Here is a 17218-nt window from a genome sequence, read left to right on the forward strand (position 1 = left end):
TATTTGCTAGACTCATTCGCTCACTATCTGTCCCCACCGTGTCCCCACCGCCATGTTCTCCAACCAGCGCCAAGCTGAAATCCTGCGACTCGTCCGCGACGAGCGCACCTGCACGATCACCGATCTGGCCGCCCGTTTCGACGTCTCCGACGAAACCATCCGCCGCAATATCAAGCCGTTGATCGCGGAAGGCCTGCTGATCAAAGTCCACGGCGGCGTGATGCTGCCCGAGCGTCTCGACGAGCCGCCGTTCCAGCGCCGCATGGTGGCGAGCCTCGACGGCAAACGCGCCATCGGCGCGCGCATCGCCGAGCTGGTGCGCGACGGCGAGTCGCTGATTATCGAAGGCGGCACGACCTGTCTGCGAATCGCCGAGGCGCTGGCCGCGCGCTCGCGTCTCACGGTCGTCACCAATTCGATCGAAGTCGCCCGTGTGCTGAGCGCGCGTAACGGCAACCGCGTTTTTATCGCGGGCGGCGAGTTGCGCGCCGACGACTCCGCCGCGTTCGGCGATAGCGTGCTGGCTTTCCTGCGGCAGTTTCACGTGCGCTATGCGATCGTTTCGGTGACCGCCATCGACCTGCAGGCGCGTTTCATGGACGCGCTTCCCGCCGATGTGGCGTTTGCGCAGGCGGCGTTCGCCCAGGCCGAGCTGCGGCTCGTCGCGGCGGATCACGCGAAGTTCGGGCATAGCGCGCTGGTGCATGCATTCGGGGCGGACGCGGTCGATCTGCTGGTCACCGATCAGACGCCCGCGCCGGCGCTCGGGCAAGCATTGGCGGCGGCGGATGTGGAAGTCCTCGTGGGCGCGAATGCCGGGCCCGCTGCGGAAGTTTGACCTGTCCGCCCACGCTTAGCCCAACGCTTGCCCCAACGCAAAACGCCCGCCACAGCGTAAGCCCGCCACCGCGTAAAATGGCCGGTTACCGTAGGCGAACGGCACCGAAGACTCACTTGCGCGGACCTCAGCGACCACCGCCGCTTTACACGCAAGCGCGCGATTCGCACAATCCGCGCTCGGCTGCCTGCGCCTTTGCCAGAACAGATGAACCCCGGGATGGACCCTGATGTCGTCAGTTTTCTTTGATCGGGAACGGATTACGGAATGGCTCGGTGATCACACCGTTGCCAAAGCGCGCTCGGTCGGCGCCGTCACGAATGTGAAGTGGCACGGCGATTCCCTGAGCGGCAACGTGCAGGGCACACGCACGCTGCCGTACAAAACGCGCGTGCGATTTCGCACCGACGGCGGCCGGCCGTGGGCGCTCAGCGATTGCTCGTGCCCGGTGGGCCGCGATTGCAAGCACGTGGCCGCGCTGTTGCTCGCCGAGCTCGACTATCACGACGAGATGGACCACATCACCAACGTCAATCTCGACGACAGCGGCGAGTCCTATCCGTCGGCCAGCGCCGCCGAAAAAGCGACGCCAGCACCGAAGCCGGCCGCCGGCGTGCGCCCCGAACTGGTCAGTTGGCTCGAGCGTTTCCGCGCGCGCGCCGAAGCCGCCGATGCCGACGCCCAGAAAGCCGGCGCAGCGCGCAGCCAGACGCTGGCGTATCTGCTGAACTGGTCCAACTTCCATATGCGTCACGAGGTCGTGCTGTACCGCGCGCGTTGCAATCCGGACGGCACGGTTTTCGACGTCGACGAGCCGTGGGCCAATGTCGAAGCCGCGCTGCTCAAGCAACCCAAATTCGTCTCAGACGAAGACCTGTCGATCTTGCGCGGCCTGTGGCTCGGCCGTTCGCGCGAGGACTTCGGCCAGTTCATCCTGCGCGGCACCAGCGGCGCCGAGATGTTGCAGAAGCTGATCGCGACCGGCCGTCTGTTCTTCGAATTCAGCCCCGCGCCCGGTCGCGAAGGGCCGGCGCCGCTGTCGCGCGGCGTCGACCGGCCCGGCCGGATCGAGTGGGAGCCGCTCGCTGACGAACGCCTGCGGCCCGTGCTGTGCACCGAGCCGCGCGCCAGCATGGTGTTGCCGACCGAGCCGGTCTGGTATGTGGACGGCGTCGCGAATGAAGCCGGCATCGTGCAGTTATCGTTACCGTTCCAGCAGTTGCCCGATTACCTCGCCATGCCGCCCATCTCGCTCGCCGAAGCGCCGCTGGTCGCGTCGGTATTGCGTGAGATCGCGCCGGAATTGCCGCTGCCGCCCACCCACGACACCTCGGCGATCCGCGTGATCGACGTCGACCCCGTGCCGGTGCTGACGCTGAACAGCCACACGCTGCCGTCCACAGGCAAGACGGGCATGCGCAAAACCGAGGCGGTCGAACTGGCCGCCGTGAGCTTCGACTACGACGGCGTCAGCATCAATGTCGACAGCAACGTCACGCTGGTGCCGATGCCCGGCGGCGACGTGATTCATATCCGCCGCCGTTACGAGGCCGAAAAGAAGCGCCTGCTCGAACTGCGCCGCACCGGCTTGCAGAAAGTGCCGACCAGTCGCGTCTACGCGTCGCGTCTGCTGCCGGACACGATGCTCGGCTTGCCCGACGTCGACGCGTGGTCCACCTTCGTCAACGACGCCGTGCCCGAACTGGTCGGCCGAGGCTGGCGCGTCACGATGGCGCCGGCGTTCCGCTACAACGTGATCGAGATCGACGCGATCGACGGCACCGCGCATCAGGCGGGCGACGGCTGGTTCGATCTGGAGATGGGCATCCGCATCGGCGAGCGCAATGTGCGGCTCGAACCGCTGCTCGCCGACCTGTTCCGGCGCGACCGGCGCTGGCTGAACGGCGCGCTCGAAGCGATCGCCGACAACGAACCGATCGAGCTGAAAACCGAGGAGAACAAGCGTCTGCGGCTGCGCGCCGATCGCCTGAAACCGGTGGTGCGCGTGCTGGTCGATCTGTTCGACGCGCTCGGCGGCACCTTGGCCGACGGTGCGCCGCTGCGCGTGCCCGCCGTCGACGCCGGCCGGCTGGAAGCGCTGAATAGCACGGGCCGCTGGCAATTCCACGGCGACGATTCGGTGCGGCAACTCGCGCAGCGTCTGCAGGCCGGACCGGGCTTGCGCGAGGTGCCGGTGCCGCGCGGCCTGAAAGCGGACTTGCGCGCTTACCAGCAGCAGGGTCTCAACTGGATGCAGTTCCTGCGCGAACACGATCTCGCCGGTGTGCTCGCCGACGACATGGGACTCGGTAAAACCGTGCAGACGCTCGCGCATATCCTCGCGGAGAAGGAAGCCGGGCGGCTGACCCGGCCCGCGCTGATCGTCGTGCCGACCACGCTCGTGCATAACTGGCGCGAGGAAGCGCGACGCTTCGCGCCCGAGCTGAAAGTACTGGCGCTGAATGGCCCGCAACGCAAGGAGCGCTTCGAGTTGATCGGCGAACACGAACTGGTTCTGACCACGTATGCGTTGTTGTGGCGCGACCAGAAAGTGCTCGCCGAACACGACTACCATCTGCTGATTCTCGACGAAGCGCAGTACGTCAAGAACGCCAGCACCAAGGCTGCGCAGGCGATCCGCGGTTTGCGAGCGCGGCATCGGCTGTGTTTGACGGGCACGCCGCTCGAGAATCACCTCGGCGAACTATGGTCGCAGTTCGATTTTCTGCTGCCGGGTTTTCTCGGCAGCCAGAAAGACTTCACCAAACGCTGGCGCAATCCGATCGAAAAGAACGGCGACGGCGTGCGCCGCGCGCTGCTGGCGCGGCGCATCCGGCCGTTCATGCTGCGCCGTCGCAAGGACGAGGTCGCGAAAGAGTTGCCGGCCAAGACCACGATTGTGTGTTCGGTGGATCTGGAGGGCGCGCAGCGCGATCTGTACGAAACCGTGCGCACGGCGATGCAGGAAAAAGTGCGCGCCGCGGTCAGCGCGCAGGGTCTCGCGCGCAGTCACATCATCGTGCTCGACGCATTGCTGAAGCTACGGCAGGTGTGCTGCGATCCGCGCCTCGTCAGAACGCTCAGAACGGGCGGCGAGGTGGAGCAGTCGCTGGAAAAGCCCGCCGACCGGCGCACTAAAGCGCAGCGCGTGGACAAAATGGACAAGGCAGACAAGACCGACAAAGCCGCGCGCGCGATGCGCTCGGCCAAGCTCGATCTGCTGCTCTCCATGCTGCCGGAACTGATCGACGAAGGGCGCCGCGTGCTGCTGTTCTCGCAGTTCACCGGCATGTTGGCGCTGATCGCGGAAGCGCTCGACGAAACGGCGATGCCGTACGTGCTGCTGACCGGCGACACGACCGATCGCGTCACGCCCGTGCAGCGATTCCAGCAAGGCGAGGTGCCGCTGTTCCTGATCAGCCTGAAGGCGGGCGGCGTGGGGCTGAATCTGACCGCCGCCGACACCGTCATTCACTACGATCCGTGGTGGAATCCGGCTGCCGAAAATCAGGCGACCGACCGTGCGCATCGGCTGGGTCAGGATAAGCCGGTGTTCGTCTACAAGCTGATCGCGGCAGGCAGCATCGAGGAAAAGATCGTGGAGTTGCAGGAGCAGAAAGCGGGGCTCGCGGACAGCATTCTTTCCGAAGATGCCGCCGGCGCCACGAAGTTCTCCGACGACGACCTCGACGCGTTGTTTGCGCCGATGCCGGAGATTGAAGGCGGCCGATAAGAGGTCGAAAAACGGCGATAAGCGGCCGATAAGCGGCATTTTCTCTGCATGAAACCAGCGGCTTTAAACGCCGCCGCGATTTAGCTTCATTCGCGAACGCGGGTAGTAAAAAGACGCGTCTGTAACAAACGTCTTCGTATGTAAATTGACCTTCGCCAACCTTTAAATTCAGACGATTTTGTCGCTCGGCGCAGCCTTGATCCGGCGAGGGCGATGCTTACGTCACACGTAATAGCTACCTCGCGAACCGTTACAAAGGCAGTTCTTTCATCTTGAGCGGATTTTTCGAAGCGGCTACGTTTAGCTCACTCGTGCGGCTAGACCCCCGCGAGCGTGTGGTGTGTTGAGCGGCGTCGGCTTCGTTAATGAAGCGACGCCGCATTTTTTCAGTGTGACCGCGTGAGCCGCTCAATGACGTCACCGCCTCGCGGAATTCTTCACGCCAGTTCTTTGCCGTCCGGTGCGCCGTCGATGATGGGTACAGGAACACCGTCCGCCTCAGGCCATAAGCCTGGAAAAAGGAATCGCAGACTGAAGAAAGGCAGTCCCGGTTCCAGCGGCCCCACGCGGCTCGCGCTCCTCACGAGTCGAAGCGCAAGCAGTTGGGCGATGGTTCGCGAGGCGGTTCGGTCCGACGAAACCAGCATGGCTTTGAATTCGCCGCGCTCCAGCCGGCCTATCTGGAACAGGCGATATAGGGCGCGGCCAAGCTGCTCGGGCTGAATGGCATTGCGCGAGTGCGACATGCTGCGGCCAAAGTCGTGCGTGATCTGCAAGGCGAGGCTGCCGAAGCGATGTTCCAGCGTCGCGAACGCAAGTTGACCGGCCATGAAATTCACCTGATCGATACAGATGTCGAGCCAGAAAGAAAGAAACTGGGTCAAGCCGCTGGAACTCAGGTTGCCACGACCATCGGTGTCGTTTCGACGACGTTGGTCGGCCGCGCCGAGTGCCGCGTAATAGTCACTCTGTCGGCGAGCGAGGCCCCGCATGGGAGACCACAGTCCGTCGGTCAGTTTCAGATGCGTGAGCAACAGGTGGTTGTGCAGTCGGCTTACCCGGCCGTTTCCATCCGGGAAGGGGTGAATCCAGGACAAGCGATGCAATGCCGCTCCCGCGGCGACCACCTTGCGGCTGGTCGAATAATTGTCCACGCCGTAACGGAATTCGAAATGCCGGAGCAGGTCGGGCAGTGTGTCGACGGGCGGCGCGCGATGGGTGCCTACGGTCACTTCGATCTTGCGTAAGGCGCCCGGAATGAGCGTGCCTCTGGCTTGATCTTTCGCGTCTTTGATAACAAGCGACGCTTCCGGCAATTGCGCGTACAGATCCCGGTGAATCCGGCAGATCCAGTCCGGACTGAACTGCTGGGCCCAGGACGATTGCAATGCGACCGGTTCGAGATCCTTCTCCAGACGCATGTGGGCTATCGCGAGTTGTTGACGCCGATACGTCTCATCTTCCTCTGAGAAGTTATGTTCAATAGCCGCCTCGAGATCCGCCGGATACGTGTGCTGGCCCTCGATCTTGTTCGTGTAATAGGAATTCATCGCACGCAACAGCGGGGTAAGTGCGTCGCGAGAGGCTTGACTCGCGCTTGCTGGTAATTGCGCGGCTGCGGCCCGCAGATCGGCGACTTTATCGAGGATATCGATCATTTCGCCGTCGTTCGGAAACGCTGGCTCGAGCATGTTGCTGGCGTGCATGTGGCGAATTGGAATTTGTCTTTACCATTGAAGTATATAGAAAAATTATGGCAAATGGCGGACCTCGGGCGGATTCTAGCGCAATGAATGCGAAGCGGAACCGTGCCCGTTCCGATAAGCGTCGGCCTTGGGGCGATCAAATTCGCTTAACAATATTTAAACGATTTATTTTGAGACTGTTCCTATACTGACTCGCAAATTGTCAAATCGCCGCATCTCGAAACGACATGCGGCGTAGATATTTAAAGGCAGACGGGGCCAATCAGCCGCGAGCGAGACCAAAAACGATCCGAGTAATGACTCGCGTAACTCCTGAGTCATTCCCTTTAAGGGGCGACATCCGCGTTCCGCCGGAACCTGAGAGACGGCGGCGCGAAGCACAACAGGCAGCTCCAATCGCTGAGCCGCCCGGATAGCGGCGTCACCGCATCCGCCGAAAAGAACGGCTGTTTTTTCGATTATGATGAACTAGCCCCCCTCGATAATCCGCGCCATAAAGCCAAATTACGCGCAAATTTTGAGACGGGCGGCGGCAGAACGGAACAGGGCGCAAGGCAAAGGACCGTAAGTCGAAGAAATGCAGCCGGAGTTGGAAAGGGAACCCGGATCGTCGGCGCTTATGCCGGCATCCCGGTCATCTGCCGGCCAGCCGGCCATCAGTTACGTAGCACGTTGTCGCGTTGCGGGGATTTATGAGAATTGCTGTCCTGGATGACGATTCGGCTCAGGCCGATCTGGTTTGTCAAACGCTGTCGGCCGCCGGCCATATCTGTCACGCATTCGGCGCGGGCCGTGAACTGGTGAGGCAGTTGCGGCGCCAGACCTTCGATCTGCTGGTGCTCGACTGGAACGTGCCCGACATGTCGGGCGAAGAGGTGCTGCACTGGGTGCGCGAAAGCCTTTCCGAGCGTCTGCCGGTGCTGTTCATGACGAGCCGCGGCCGCGAAACCGATATCACTTCGATCCTCAACACCGGCGCGGACGATTACGTCGTTAAACCGGTTTCGGCCGCCGTGCTGCTGGCGCGGGTCGGCTCGCTGTTGCGCCGCGCGTATCACCTGAAGCCGGCCGCGGTGAAGGAAGTGTTTGGCGAATTCGAGTTCGATCTGGGCGCCAGGCACGTGGTGGTGCGCGGCGCGGCCGTCGCGGTGACGCAGAAGGAATTCGAACTCGCGCTGCTGCTGTTCCAGCACCTGAGCCGGCCGCTGTCGCGCGCGCACATTCTCGACGTGATCTGGAAACAGGCCGTCGACATCCCGTCGCGCACCATGGATACCCACGTTTCGATGTTGCGCAGCAAGCTGGGCCTGCGCCCCGAACATGGCTACCGTCTGACGCCGATATACGGCTATGGTTATCGCCTCGAGCGGATCGAATCCGCCACGCAGCCGGCAGCCGCCGGCGAACGCCCTGAAGCGGGGGAGGCGTGACGGTTTCCGGGGAGGTGGCAGGGCGCGGCAGTGCGAATTCGCAGCGCCGCGGCAGCGCCGTGTGGCTGGCCGCCGGGTTGGTCGCGTTGACGTGTGTTGCGTCGATGCCGGCGCAGGCGCAAGTGTCGCGCGGAGCGAAAGCGCATCCGACGGCGGCGCCTTCGTACGTTCAGTACGTGACTCATGACGGCGACACGCTGTATGACATCGCCGGCCGCTATCTGCGCGACCCGGACGATTGGGCGGTGCTGAGCCGCCTCAATCATGTTGCCGCGCCGCGCCGGATGCCCGCCGGCATCGCGTTGCGCTTGCCGGCCGACAAGCTCAAACAGGATCAGGAATCCGCGCGCGTGATCGCGACGAGTGGTCCGGCCGAGCACGCGTTCGGCCAGAGCCCGTACGTGCCGCTCACGGAAGGCGCGACACTCGGCGAAGGCGATCACATCCGCACCGGCCGCAACGGCTTCGTCTCGCTCGAATTGCCGGACGGCTCGCACGTGACGGTGGCGCAAGATGCCGAGGTGGATATCGCACGGCTGCGGCGCACCACGCTGACGGGCGCGGGCGATCGCGTTCTCGATCTGCAGCGCGGCGAAGTCGAAAGCCAGGTCACGCACGCGACGAAAAAAGACGACCGCTTCCAGATCCGCTCGCCGTCGGTGGTGGCGGGCGTGCGCGGCACGCGTTTCAAAGTGGCCTACGACGGCGACGCGCACACCACGGCGGTGGAAGTGCTGGACGGCGCGGTCGGCGTCGATCCCGCCACGCTCGACGGCCACACGCTGGCATCGGCGCCGCTGCCGGGCGTGCCGTTGCAGGCGTCCGCGCAACTCGTCAAGGCGAGCTTCGGCAGTGTCACGCGCACGGGCGGAGCGATCGGCGATCCGATGGCGTTGCTGGCGGCGCCGGCACTGACGCAGCCGGCCAAGGTGCAGGACGGCAAAACGGTCGCGTTCGATCTCGTGCCGGCCAGCGCGGCGGCGGGCTACCGCGTGCAGATCGCGCGCGACGCCGATCAGCTCGACCTGATCCGCGATCTGCGCGTCAGCGCGCCGCACGCGGACTTCGGCGAGCTCGCCGACGGCACGTACTTCGTGCGGATTGCCGCGATCGATACACACGGGCTCGAAGGCCTGCCCCAGGTGTACGCGTTCGAACGGCGTCAGTTCGGATTGTCGGCGTCGGCGGGGCCGCGCGCCGGCAGCCGCGACTATGAATTCCGCTGGTTCGTCAGCCGCAGCACGGTCGAGACGCGCTTTCGTTTCGTGCTGGCCGCGAGCGCGGATCTGCGTCATCCGATCGTCGACCGTACCGATCTGAAGGGCGGCCAACTGGTGGTGAGCGACCTGCCGGCCGGCGTCTACTATTGGACGATCGTCGCCGAGCAGTTCGAGAACGGCCGCTTCTATGAGAAGAGCAGCGCGGTCCGCTCGTTTACGCTTGCGCGCTGAGGCTGGTAGATTCTCGGGACCGGGCCGGACCTCGGCCTGCTCCAACGATTACGACCACGCAACGCCTTGTCGATCACACCCACGCGTCTGAGCCTCGATCCGCGCGCCCGCCTGGGGCGGCGCGCCGGCCGCCGTTTCCTGATCGAATGGGTGGCGATCGGCTGCCTCGGCATCGTGGTGATTCTGCTCAGTTCACTGGGCCGGCTGAGTGCGAGCGTCGATCAGCTGGTCTACGACCGCTTTCTGAGCCTGCATGCGCAGCCCGTGCTGCCCGATATCGTGGTGGTCGAAATCGACAACGCGAGCGTGGCGCAACTCGGGCGCTGGCCGTGGCCGCGTAGCGTTCACGCGCGGCTGCTCGAGCAGATTGCCAAAGCCAAACCCGCCGCGGTGATCTTCGACGTGCTGTTCACCGAGGCCAATCCGGAAGACGCGGCACTGGCTCGCGCGATCGCGCTGAGTCCGACCTATCTGCCGGTGCTGCTCACCGCGCCGGACAGCGCGGGGCACCGTAGCGTGGCCGAGCCGGTCGCGCCGCTGGCGCAGGCGGCGGCGGGGCTCGGCCATATCAATTTCGAAGTGGACAGCGACGGTATTGTGCGCAGCGTCGCGCAATTCGAGGGCGACGCGCAGTCGCGCTGGCCGCAACTGATGGTGCCCGCCGCGCAGGCGGTCGAGCGCGGCACGCTGCGGTTGAACGATGTGCGGCGGGAAGGTGTGAAGGTGGAGAGCGGAGCCGCACGCACAACTGCAAGCACAGCCGCACGCACCGCAACGCCCGCCCAAAACCAGGACAGCGACGACGAAGGCCGCTTCCTTATCCCCTTCGGCCCGAACGCACAAAGCTATACGAAGCTCAGTTTCGCGAGCGTCCTCAGCGGCGACGTCCCGGCGGACCAGTTGCGCGGCCGCATCGTGCTGATCGGCGTGACCGCGTCCGGTTTGTACGACCGTTTCGCGACGCCGGTGTCCGGCGAACTGGGCCCGCTGCCCGGCGTGTATATCCACGCGAACGTGCTCGACACGCTGCTCACCGGCCGCGAGATCGAGCCGGCCGAGCCGTGGGTGTTGTGCGCGGTCTCGCTCGTGCCGCTCGCCGCGTTGCTGGCGGGGTTTCTGGTGTTGTCGCCGCGTCGCTCGATGTTGCTGACCGGCGCGCTGTGCGCGCTTGCCGCGGCCGGCAGCGCGGCCTTGCTGTTTGGTGTACGGCTCTGGATGTCGCCGGTCCCGGCGATTCTCGGCGCGGTGGTCGTGTATCCGATCTGGAACTGGCGACGCCTCGAAATGACGATGGCCTATCTACGCGGCGAACTGCAGCGTCTCGCGGACGAACCGCATCTGCTGCCGGAGACGCCGTCGCGCGGCCGCGAGTTCGGCGGCGACGTGCTGGAGCAGCACATGGCGCTGATGGCGCAGGCCGCGCAGCGCGTGCAGGACATGAAGCGTTTCGTGTGGGACAGCCTGGACAGCATGCCGGAGCCGATCCTCGTGAGCGATGTGCGCGGCGTCGTGCTGATTGCGAACCATGCGGCGAAAGCGCATTTCGCGCGGCTCAATGCGCCGGCGCCCGAAGGCCGTTCCATGCAGGCGGTGCTGGGCGGCCTGACGCTGGTCAAGACCATCGACCGCGACGCCGCCACGGACGCGGACAACAATCTGCTCGCGCACGCACAGTGGCCCGCGCTGCTCGATCCGGCGCACCGCGAGTTCGCCGGCTTGATGGCGCAGGGCGTCGAAGTGCGGGACGCGAGCGAGTGCGATTATCTTTTGCGCTACGCGAATTGCACGAACGAACAGGGTGAGACGACGGGGTGGATCGCGGGTCTCGTCGACGTGTCGGCGCTGCACGCGGCCGAGCGTCAGCGGGAAGATGCGTTGCGGCTGCTGTCGCACGATATGCGTTCGCCGCAGGCGTCGATTCTGGCGCTGGTGGAGATCGAGCGCGCCCGCGAAGAGCCGGTGCTTGCGCGTGGCTTGCTGGAGCGCATCGAGCGTTATGCGCAGCGGGCGCTGACGCTTGCCGACGACTTCGTGCAACTGGCGCGCGCCGAATCGCAGGCGTATGTGCTTGAGCCGGTGAGTCTGACTGAGATGCTGATCGATGCCAGCGACGAGGTCTGGCCGCAAGCGCACGCCAAACGGATCACGCTGCAAACGGTCGCCGGCGCGGGAACGCAAGTTCAAACGGAAGCGGAAGCGGAAGCGGAAGCCGACGCAGACGCAGACGCAGAGGCAGACGCAGACGCAGACGCAGACGCAGACGCAGAAGAAGGCCACTGGATCTGCGCCGACCGCTCGCTGATGACGCGTGCGCTGGTCAACATTCTGAACAACGCGGTCAAGTACAGCCCGCCTGACACGCGGATCACGTGCAGTCTCGCGAGCCTTGAACCGACGTCCGTACCCGGCGGCGCGCGACGCGTGTCGTGCACGATCCGCGACGAAGGCTACGGGATTCCGATGGAACAGCAGGCCGGCTTATTCGAGCGTTTCCGGCGCTTCCACGAGACGGAGCGGCCCGAAGTAGGCGGTGCGGGCTTGGGCATGGCCTTCGTGAAGACTGTCGTGACGCGCCATGGCGGCGATGTCGCGGTGGTCAGCGCGCCCGGCAAGGGCACGGCGTTCACGATCGAACTGCCGGCGCTCGACGACGCGCAATCCGAGGCCTTCGCGTTGCCGCGCGCCTGACACGACAATGAATACGCACTTTATTGAAGCGAGAAGATGGTGAAAGCGATCCTGATCAGTGCCGCGCTGGCTGCGGCGAGTCTCACCGGTTGTGCGGGCCTGAGCGCCGACGTGCACACGGTCCACGCCACCGATGCCGTAGCGGCGTTGCAGGGCGAGCGGACCTATGCGCTCGCGCGCATGCCGTCGCAGGATGCCAGCGCGGATCATCCGCAATTCGAAAGCTTGCTGCGTGACGTGTTGGCGAAACAGGGCTTCGCCGAGACGCCGGGCAAAGCGGCGCGTTATCTGTTGTCGGTCGCGTACGACACCCGGCCGGCGGCGATTGGTGTCGACGTGAAGGATTGCGTGCCGGGCGACTGCGGCCATCAGCCGGACGCGCCGTTCGCGCTGTTCGGCGGTCCCGCCTACCGGCATGCGTTGACGCTGAGGTTTTTCGAGCGCACGACCGGCCAGGAGGTTTACAAGGTCAGCGCGGTCAGCAGCGATCGCGACGCCGATCCGTTGCACGCCGCGCCAGCGCTCGTGAAAAGCGCACTGGCGCAGTTGCCGTTCGCGGAGCCGGCGGACTGGCACGTGAAATTGCGCGAGGATGAAACCAGTGGCGTGCCGGAGGTGGTGTCGGTGAAGCCGTTGCAGCCGTAACGCGCCGGGTTTGTTGCGACGCTGTTGCGAGGGCAATGCAACGCCTCATTCCGTCCCGCTGACGGGACCCTCTCCCTGTTCCGGCCAGCGGTTCTCAAACACGCATTCCGCGAGCGGCATACGGCTCGCCCAGCGCTCGGTTTCAAGCATCGGCTCACTATAAAACCGGTCGACGTGGCCGAGACACAGAATCGCCACCGGCCGCGCGCCCGCCGGCATATGCAGCAGCGTGCGAACCGTGTCGACGTCGAACAGCGACACCCAGCCCATCCCCAAACCTTCCGCCCGCGCGGCCAGCCACATGTTCTGGATCGCGCACGCAACTGACGCGAGGTCCATCTCCGGCAACGTGCGGCGGCCGAAAATATGCCGCTCGCGGCCGTCCATCAGCGCCATCACCAGCAGTTCGCCGCACTCCAGCATGCCTTCCACTTTCAGCTTCATGAACTCTTCGCGGCGCTTGCCGAGTGCGTCGGCGGTGGCGAGCCGTTCGCTTTCGACGGTGGCGTGCAACGCCGTGCGCAGCGCGGGATCGGTAATGCGCGCGATGCGCCAAGGCTGCATATAGCCGACGCTCGGCGCGTGATGCGCCGCGTCGAGCAGACGTTGCAGCACAGCCGGATCGACCGGATCGCGCACGAAGTGGCGCATGTCGCGGCGTTCGTAAATGGCGCGGTAGACGGCGTCGCGCTCGGAATCGTTAAAAGGCGTTGCCATGGAACAGGGCGGCCGTGAAGGCCGGGTTGGAGGGCCAGTAAGCGTGCATATAGGTTGCCACGATGGCGCCGTGGCGATATAGGGCTTCGCCCGATGTCGCGCTGTTCGGCCGCGTGGCGTGGTGCAACGGCGTGAGCGGTGTGCTCAGCTTCGAGTAGTGAAACGTGTGGCCGGTCAGCGCGCCGTGCGGGCCGTCGAGCTGTTGCATGCCGAGCGCGGTGAAGCGTGTTTGCATCGTCGCGTGACCGGGCAGCAGGCCGAGCATCGGCGTGCTCGCGCCGTGCGTGTCGGTGAGCTGGTCGAGCAGGTACAGCATGCCGCCGCATTCGGCGACGACCGGTTTGCCGGCCGCCGCGTGTGCGCGAATGCTTGCCGCGCTGCGCGTGTTGCTGGCGAGCGTCGCCGCGTGCAGTTCCGGATAGCCGCCTGGCAGGTAGAGGGAATCGGCGTCTGGCGGGAGGGCTTCGTCGGCAAGCGGCGAGAAGTAGGCGAGCCGCGCGCCGAGTGCTTCCAGCAGCGTGAGGTTGGCCGGGTAGACGAACGAGAACGCGGCGTCGCGCGCGATTGCAATCGTTTTGCCTTCCAGCAGGCGCGGTAGCTTGGCCGTTGTGGGCGGGCCGAACTCGACCGGCGGCGGCAGCGCGGCCAACGCGGTTTCGGCGAGCGTGTCAGCGGCGCGATCAAGGCGCGCGTCCAGATCGTCGATCTCAGCCGCCTGGTGCAGACCGAGGTGGCGATCCGGCAACTGGATTTCGTCGCTGGCGGCAATGTGGCCGCACCAGCGCAGCCCGGCCGGCAACGCCTCTTCAAGCATCTGCGCGTGCCGCGCGGAGCCGACGCGATTCGCGAGCACGCCGTAAAACGGCACCTGCGGCCGGAATTGCGCGAGACCGAAGGCGACCGCGCCGAAGGTCTGCGCCATCGCCTTCGCCGAAATCACCGCGAGCACCGGCACGCCGAACGCGGTGGCGAGATCGGCGCTGCTCGGCGTGCCGTCGAACAGGCCCATCACGCCTTCAATCAGGATCAGGTCTGCTTCGGCCGCCGCCTGCGCGAGCAATGCGCGGCACGCGGGCTCGCCGACCATCCACAGATCGAGCGACAGCACCGGCGCGCCGCTCGCGCGCGCCAGAATCATCGGATCGAGAAAGTCCGGGCCGGTCTTGAACACGCGCACGCGCCGTCCCTGGCGCCGGTGATAGCGCGCGAGGCCCGCGGTGATCGTGGTTTTGCCTTGACCCGAGGCGGGCGCGCTGATGAAGAGCGCCGGGCACGCGGACACGGCTTAAAACTCCACGCCGCGCTGCGCTTTCACGCCTTGCTCGCGGTACGGATGCTTGACGATGCGCATTTCGGTGACGAGGTCGGCGGCTTCGATCAGCGCGTCCGGCGCGTGACGGCCGGTCACGACCACATGCAGCAGCCCGGCGCGGGCGTTCAACACGGCGAGGACTTCGTCGAGCGGCAGGTATTCGTACTTGAGGACGGTGTTCAGTTCGTCGAGGATCACCATCTGGTAATCGCCGCTTTCGATCATCCGGCGCGCTTCGTCCCAGCCTTTGCGCGCGGTGGCGATGTCGGCGTCGCGATTCTGCGTGTTCCACGTATAGCCGTCGCCCATCGTGACGAAATCGCAGTGGGCGATCGCGCCGAGGAAGTCGCGCTCCGACGTATGCAACGCACCCTTGATGAACTGCACGACGCCCAGCCGCATGCCGTGGCCCAGCACGCGCACGGCCATGCCGAACGCGGCCGTGGTTTTGCCTTTGCCGGTGCCGGTGTTGACGATCAGCAGACCTTTTTCGACAGTAGCCTGAGCCTGTTTCTTTTCGTGACCTTCGCGCCGGCGCTCGGTCATCCGTTGATGGGATTCGGGATCGGTTTTCATGGCAGGTCCTGGGGTTGGATGGCGTGGTCGGTGGAGGTGGCGATCGCCACGGTGACACCGGCATGAATCGTTTTACGTACGGTAAGGCGGGCTCGCGACGCGGTCGGTTCGCCCGCCGCAGCCAGCAGCGCGCATGGCTCACACACGCCGTCCACGCCGAGATGGTTTTTTGCCGCTGCCGAGTAGGTTTCTACCGGCACCGCCGCGATCTGCTCACGGCTGAAGAAAGCCAGCGGCAACGCATGGCGTGTGCAGAAATCAAGCAAGCCGGCTTCCCGGGATTTACTGTCGATCGATGCGACGACCCGGATCTGATCGAACCGATACGTGCCGAGCGCGACGCGCACGGCTGCTTCGATCTGTTCGGCCGAACTATGCAAGCGGCAGCCGATGCCGACACTTAGCCACGCGCGGTTCATCGCGGCGTGCATGGCGCGCGCCACGTCGTCAGCGGATTGGAAGGATGAAACAAGCAGGAGCGTTTGAGGGCTGGCATCGAGGTCATGCAATACAACGAATTCCCGTTTTACGGCCCATGCGAACGCATGAGCGGGCGCATAGGCGGGCACCAAACGCGCGCATACGATAGCACACGGTGCCCCGCCCGATAAGCCTTCGCGGCCGGTGTCGCCTTGACGTCGGCGGGCCGCGGGCCTACACTCGCACGCACTTTTGGTGCTCGTGTGCGCGCTCTCGCGCATGCAGTTAAACGGGAAACAGGGTGCCCGCCTGCAATGGAACGGGTCAACCTGTGCTGCCCCCGCAACGGTAAGCGAAATGTGGCGTCCGGTTCAGTCTCCGGCGCCGCGGAGCCGGCTTCAATGTCCACGCGCAAGGCCGCGTCGGCATGTCACCACTGGGCGAGAACCTCCTCGCCCGGGAAGGGGAAGCGGCGCTTTCGCCAGCCCGGATACCGGCCAGAACATGCAGAGCGAACGCCGCGGGGATGCGGCGCGCGCTCATGACCTCCGCACAGAACGAAACGCGCCGGCGTACCCGTGCAACTCCTACGGATGGACCTCACGATGCAAACTCAAATGCGCAAGATTCCCGTCACCATCGTCACGGGCTTTCTCGGCAGCGGCAAGACCACGCTGCTGCGGCACATTCTTCAGCATGCGGGCGGCAAGCGCATCGCGGTGATCGTCAACGAGTTCGGCGAGCTCGGTATCGACGGCGAAATCCTCAAGGGTTGCGGCATCGGTTGCGACGAAAACGGCGTCGAAACGGAAGGCCAACTGTATGAACTGGCGAACGGCTGCCTGTGCTGCACCGTGCAGGAAGAGTTCTTTCCGGTGATGGAAAAGCTCGTGGAACGGCGCGGCCAGATCGATCACGTGCTGATCGAAACCTCCGGCCTCGCGTTGCCCAAGCCGCTCGTGCAGGCGTTCAACTGGCCGCAGATCAAGAATAGCTTCACCGTCGACGCGGTGGTCACGGTGGTGGACGGCCCGGCTGCTGCGAGCGGCCAGTTCGCCGACAATCCGGTTGCTGTGGACGCGCAGCGCCAGGCCGATCCGAATCTCGATCACGAATCGCCGCTGCACGAACTGTTCGAAGACCAGTTGTCCGCGGCCGATCTGGTGATTCTGAACAAGACCGATCTGCTCGACGACGCGCAGCAAGGCGCGGTCGAGGCCGTGATCCGCGAAGAGATTCCGCCGCAAGTGAAGATCGTGCGCGCACATATGGGGCAGCTCGATCTGCATACGTTGCTCGGGCTCGAAGCGGCGTCGGAAGAAACGATCCATTTGCGCCACGACCACCATGGGTCCGCCGAGGACGCCGATCACCATCACGACGAATTCGATTCGGTGGTCGTGCAGGCGGACGCGCCGTCGCGCGAAGCGGTGATCGCCGCGTTGCAGTCGCTCGTCGAAACCAACACGATTTACCGCGTGAAGGGTTTCGCGGCGCTGCCGGGCGCGCCGATGCGGCTGGTGATTCAGGGCGTGGGCCGCCGCTTCGACAGCTATTTCGATCGACGCTGGCAGACCGGCGAAGGCGGCCGCAGCCGCTTCGTGCTGATCGGCGAAGACCTCGACCAGGCCGCGCTGCAACGCGCGTTCGATGTTGCGCTGGGCGTCGCGTCCAGCCACGAAGCGCACCAGGCGTAAGCGCT

12 protein-coding genes and 1 riboswitch are annotated in these 17218 nt (G+C 65.0%); of the genes, 7 read left to right on the top strand and 5 right to left on the bottom strand.

The features are described from left to right. Positions 1-52: 52 nt before the first annotated feature. Positions 53-838: a DeoR/GlpR family DNA-binding transcription regulator gene (locus FA94_RS26475; RefSeq protein WP_035556838.1), complete on the top strand. Its 786-nt coding sequence runs from the start codon at positions 53-55 to the stop codon at positions 836-838. Between the two features lie 229 nt (positions 839-1067). After that, positions 1068-4571 (top strand): DEAD/DEAH box helicase, encoded by a 3504-nt coding sequence (locus FA94_RS26480; protein WP_035556841.1) that lies wholly within the window; start codon positions 1068-1070, stop codon positions 4569-4571. Between the two features lie 437 nt (positions 4572-5008). Here the strand turns inward: FA94_RS26480 and FA94_RS26485 are convergent, their stop codons facing one another. Beyond that, positions 5009-6229 (bottom strand): Fic family protein, encoded by a 1221-nt coding sequence (locus FA94_RS26485; RefSeq protein ID WP_197070246.1) that lies wholly within the window; start codon positions 6227-6229, stop codon positions 5009-5011. 740 nt (positions 6230-6969) lie between these two features. Here FA94_RS26485 and FA94_RS26490 point away from each other — a divergent pair. From FA94_RS26490 to FA94_RS26505, 4 genes are all read left to right on the top strand, one after another. After that, on the top strand, positions 6970-7707 hold the full coding sequence (locus FA94_RS26490; protein ID WP_035556844.1) for a response regulator transcription factor: 738 nt from the start codon (positions 6970-6972) through the stop codon (positions 7705-7707). Continuing rightward, positions 7704-9158 (top strand): FecR family protein, encoded by a 1455-nt coding sequence (locus FA94_RS26495; protein WP_051980760.1) that lies wholly within the window; start codon positions 7704-7706, stop codon positions 9156-9158. The genes FA94_RS26490 and FA94_RS26495 overlap by 4 nt, the downstream gene beginning before the upstream one ends. 66 nt (positions 9159-9224) lie before the next feature. Beyond that, a complete protein-coding gene (locus FA94_RS26500) occupies positions 9225-11846 on the top strand; it encodes a CHASE2 domain-containing protein (RefSeq protein WP_035556849.1) in 2622 nt (873 codons plus the stop codon). A gap of 36 nt (positions 11847-11882) precedes the next feature. Next, a complete protein-coding gene (locus tag FA94_RS26505) occupies positions 11883-12491 on the top strand; it encodes a DUF4136 domain-containing protein (protein ID WP_035556852.1) in 609 nt (202 codons plus the stop codon). Positions 12492-12536: 45 nt separating this feature from the next. On the opposite strand, the gene bluB is transcribed toward FA94_RS26505, so the two are convergent. The 4 genes from bluB to FA94_RS39255 are packed head-to-tail and all read right to left on the bottom strand — an operon-like array spanning position 12537 to position 15515. Then, entirely contained in the window at positions 12537-13208 is a 672-nt protein-coding gene (gene bluB / locus FA94_RS26510) for a 5,6-dimethylbenzimidazole synthase (RefSeq protein WP_035556855.1), read from the bottom strand. Beyond that, entirely contained in the window at positions 13192-14490 is a 1299-nt protein-coding gene (locus tag FA94_RS26515) for a cobyrinic acid a,c-diamide synthase CobB (protein ID WP_035556858.1), read from the bottom strand. Before FA94_RS26515 ends, bluB begins: the two co-directional genes overlap by 17 nt. A 3-nt stretch (positions 14491-14493) precedes the next feature. Then, positions 14494-15096 carry a cob(I)yrinic acid a,c-diamide adenosyltransferase gene (gene cobO, locus FA94_RS26520; protein WP_035556861.1) on the bottom strand — a complete coding sequence of 201 codons (603 nt, stop codon included), beginning with the start codon at positions 15094-15096 and terminating at the stop codon, positions 14494-14496. Continuing rightward, entirely contained in the window at positions 15093-15515 is a 423-nt protein-coding gene (locus FA94_RS39255; RefSeq protein ID WP_035563086.1) for a cobalamin biosynthesis protein, read from the bottom strand. The genes cobO and FA94_RS39255 overlap by 4 nt, the downstream gene beginning before the upstream one ends. Positions 15516-15753: 238 nt before the next feature. Then, positions 15754-16032, top strand: a riboswitch (cobalamin riboswitch). Between the two features lie 89 nt (positions 16033-16121). Between FA94_RS39255 and cobW the strand changes: the two genes are divergently transcribed. Further along, the gene (cobW, locus tag FA94_RS26530) at positions 16122-17213 is read left to right on the top strand and encodes a cobalamin biosynthesis protein CobW (protein ID WP_035563089.1); all 1092 of its coding nucleotides are present in this window, start codon (positions 16122-16124) and stop codon (positions 17211-17213) included. Positions 17214-17218: the final 5 nt, after the last annotated feature.

Source organism: Burkholderia sp. 9120, from assembly GCF_000745015.1.
In the GTDB taxonomy this organism is placed as follows: domain Bacteria; phylum Pseudomonadota; class Gammaproteobacteria; order Burkholderiales; family Burkholderiaceae; genus Paraburkholderia.

What these genes read in the sequence shown, in the direction of transcription:
- FA94_RS26485 (WP_197070246.1), bottom strand. Translation starts at nt 6,229, where the DNA reads ATGATCGATATCCTCGATAAAGTCGCCGATCTGCGGGCCGCAGCCGCG.
- FA94_RS26490 (WP_035556844.1), top strand. Translation starts at nt 6,970, where the DNA reads ATGAGAATTGCTGTCCTGGATGACGATTCGGCTCAGGCCGATCTGGTT.
- FA94_RS39255 (WP_035563086.1), bottom strand. Translation starts at nt 15,515, where the DNA reads ATGAACCGCGCGTGGCTAAGTGTCGGCATCGGCTGCCGCTTGCATAGT.
- cobO (WP_035556861.1), bottom strand. Translation starts at nt 15,096, where the DNA reads ATGAAAACCGATCCCGAATCCCATCAACGGATGACCGAGCGCCGGCGC.
- FA94_RS26480 (WP_035556841.1), top strand. Translation starts at nt 1,068, where the DNA reads ATGTCGTCAGTTTTCTTTGATCGGGAACGGATTACGGAATGGCTCGGT.
- bluB (WP_035556855.1), bottom strand. Translation starts at nt 13,208, where the DNA reads ATGGCAACGCCTTTTAACGATTCCGAGCGCGACGCCGTCTACCGCGCC.
- FA94_RS26475 (WP_035556838.1), top strand. Translation starts at nt 53, where the DNA reads ATGTTCTCCAACCAGCGCCAAGCTGAAATCCTGCGACTCGTCCGCGAC.
- cobW (WP_035563089.1), top strand. Translation starts at nt 16,122, where the DNA reads ATGCAAACTCAAATGCGCAAGATTCCCGTCACCATCGTCACGGGCTTT.
- FA94_RS26505 (WP_035556852.1), top strand. Translation starts at nt 11,883, where the DNA reads ATGGTGAAAGCGATCCTGATCAGTGCCGCGCTGGCTGCGGCGAGTCTC.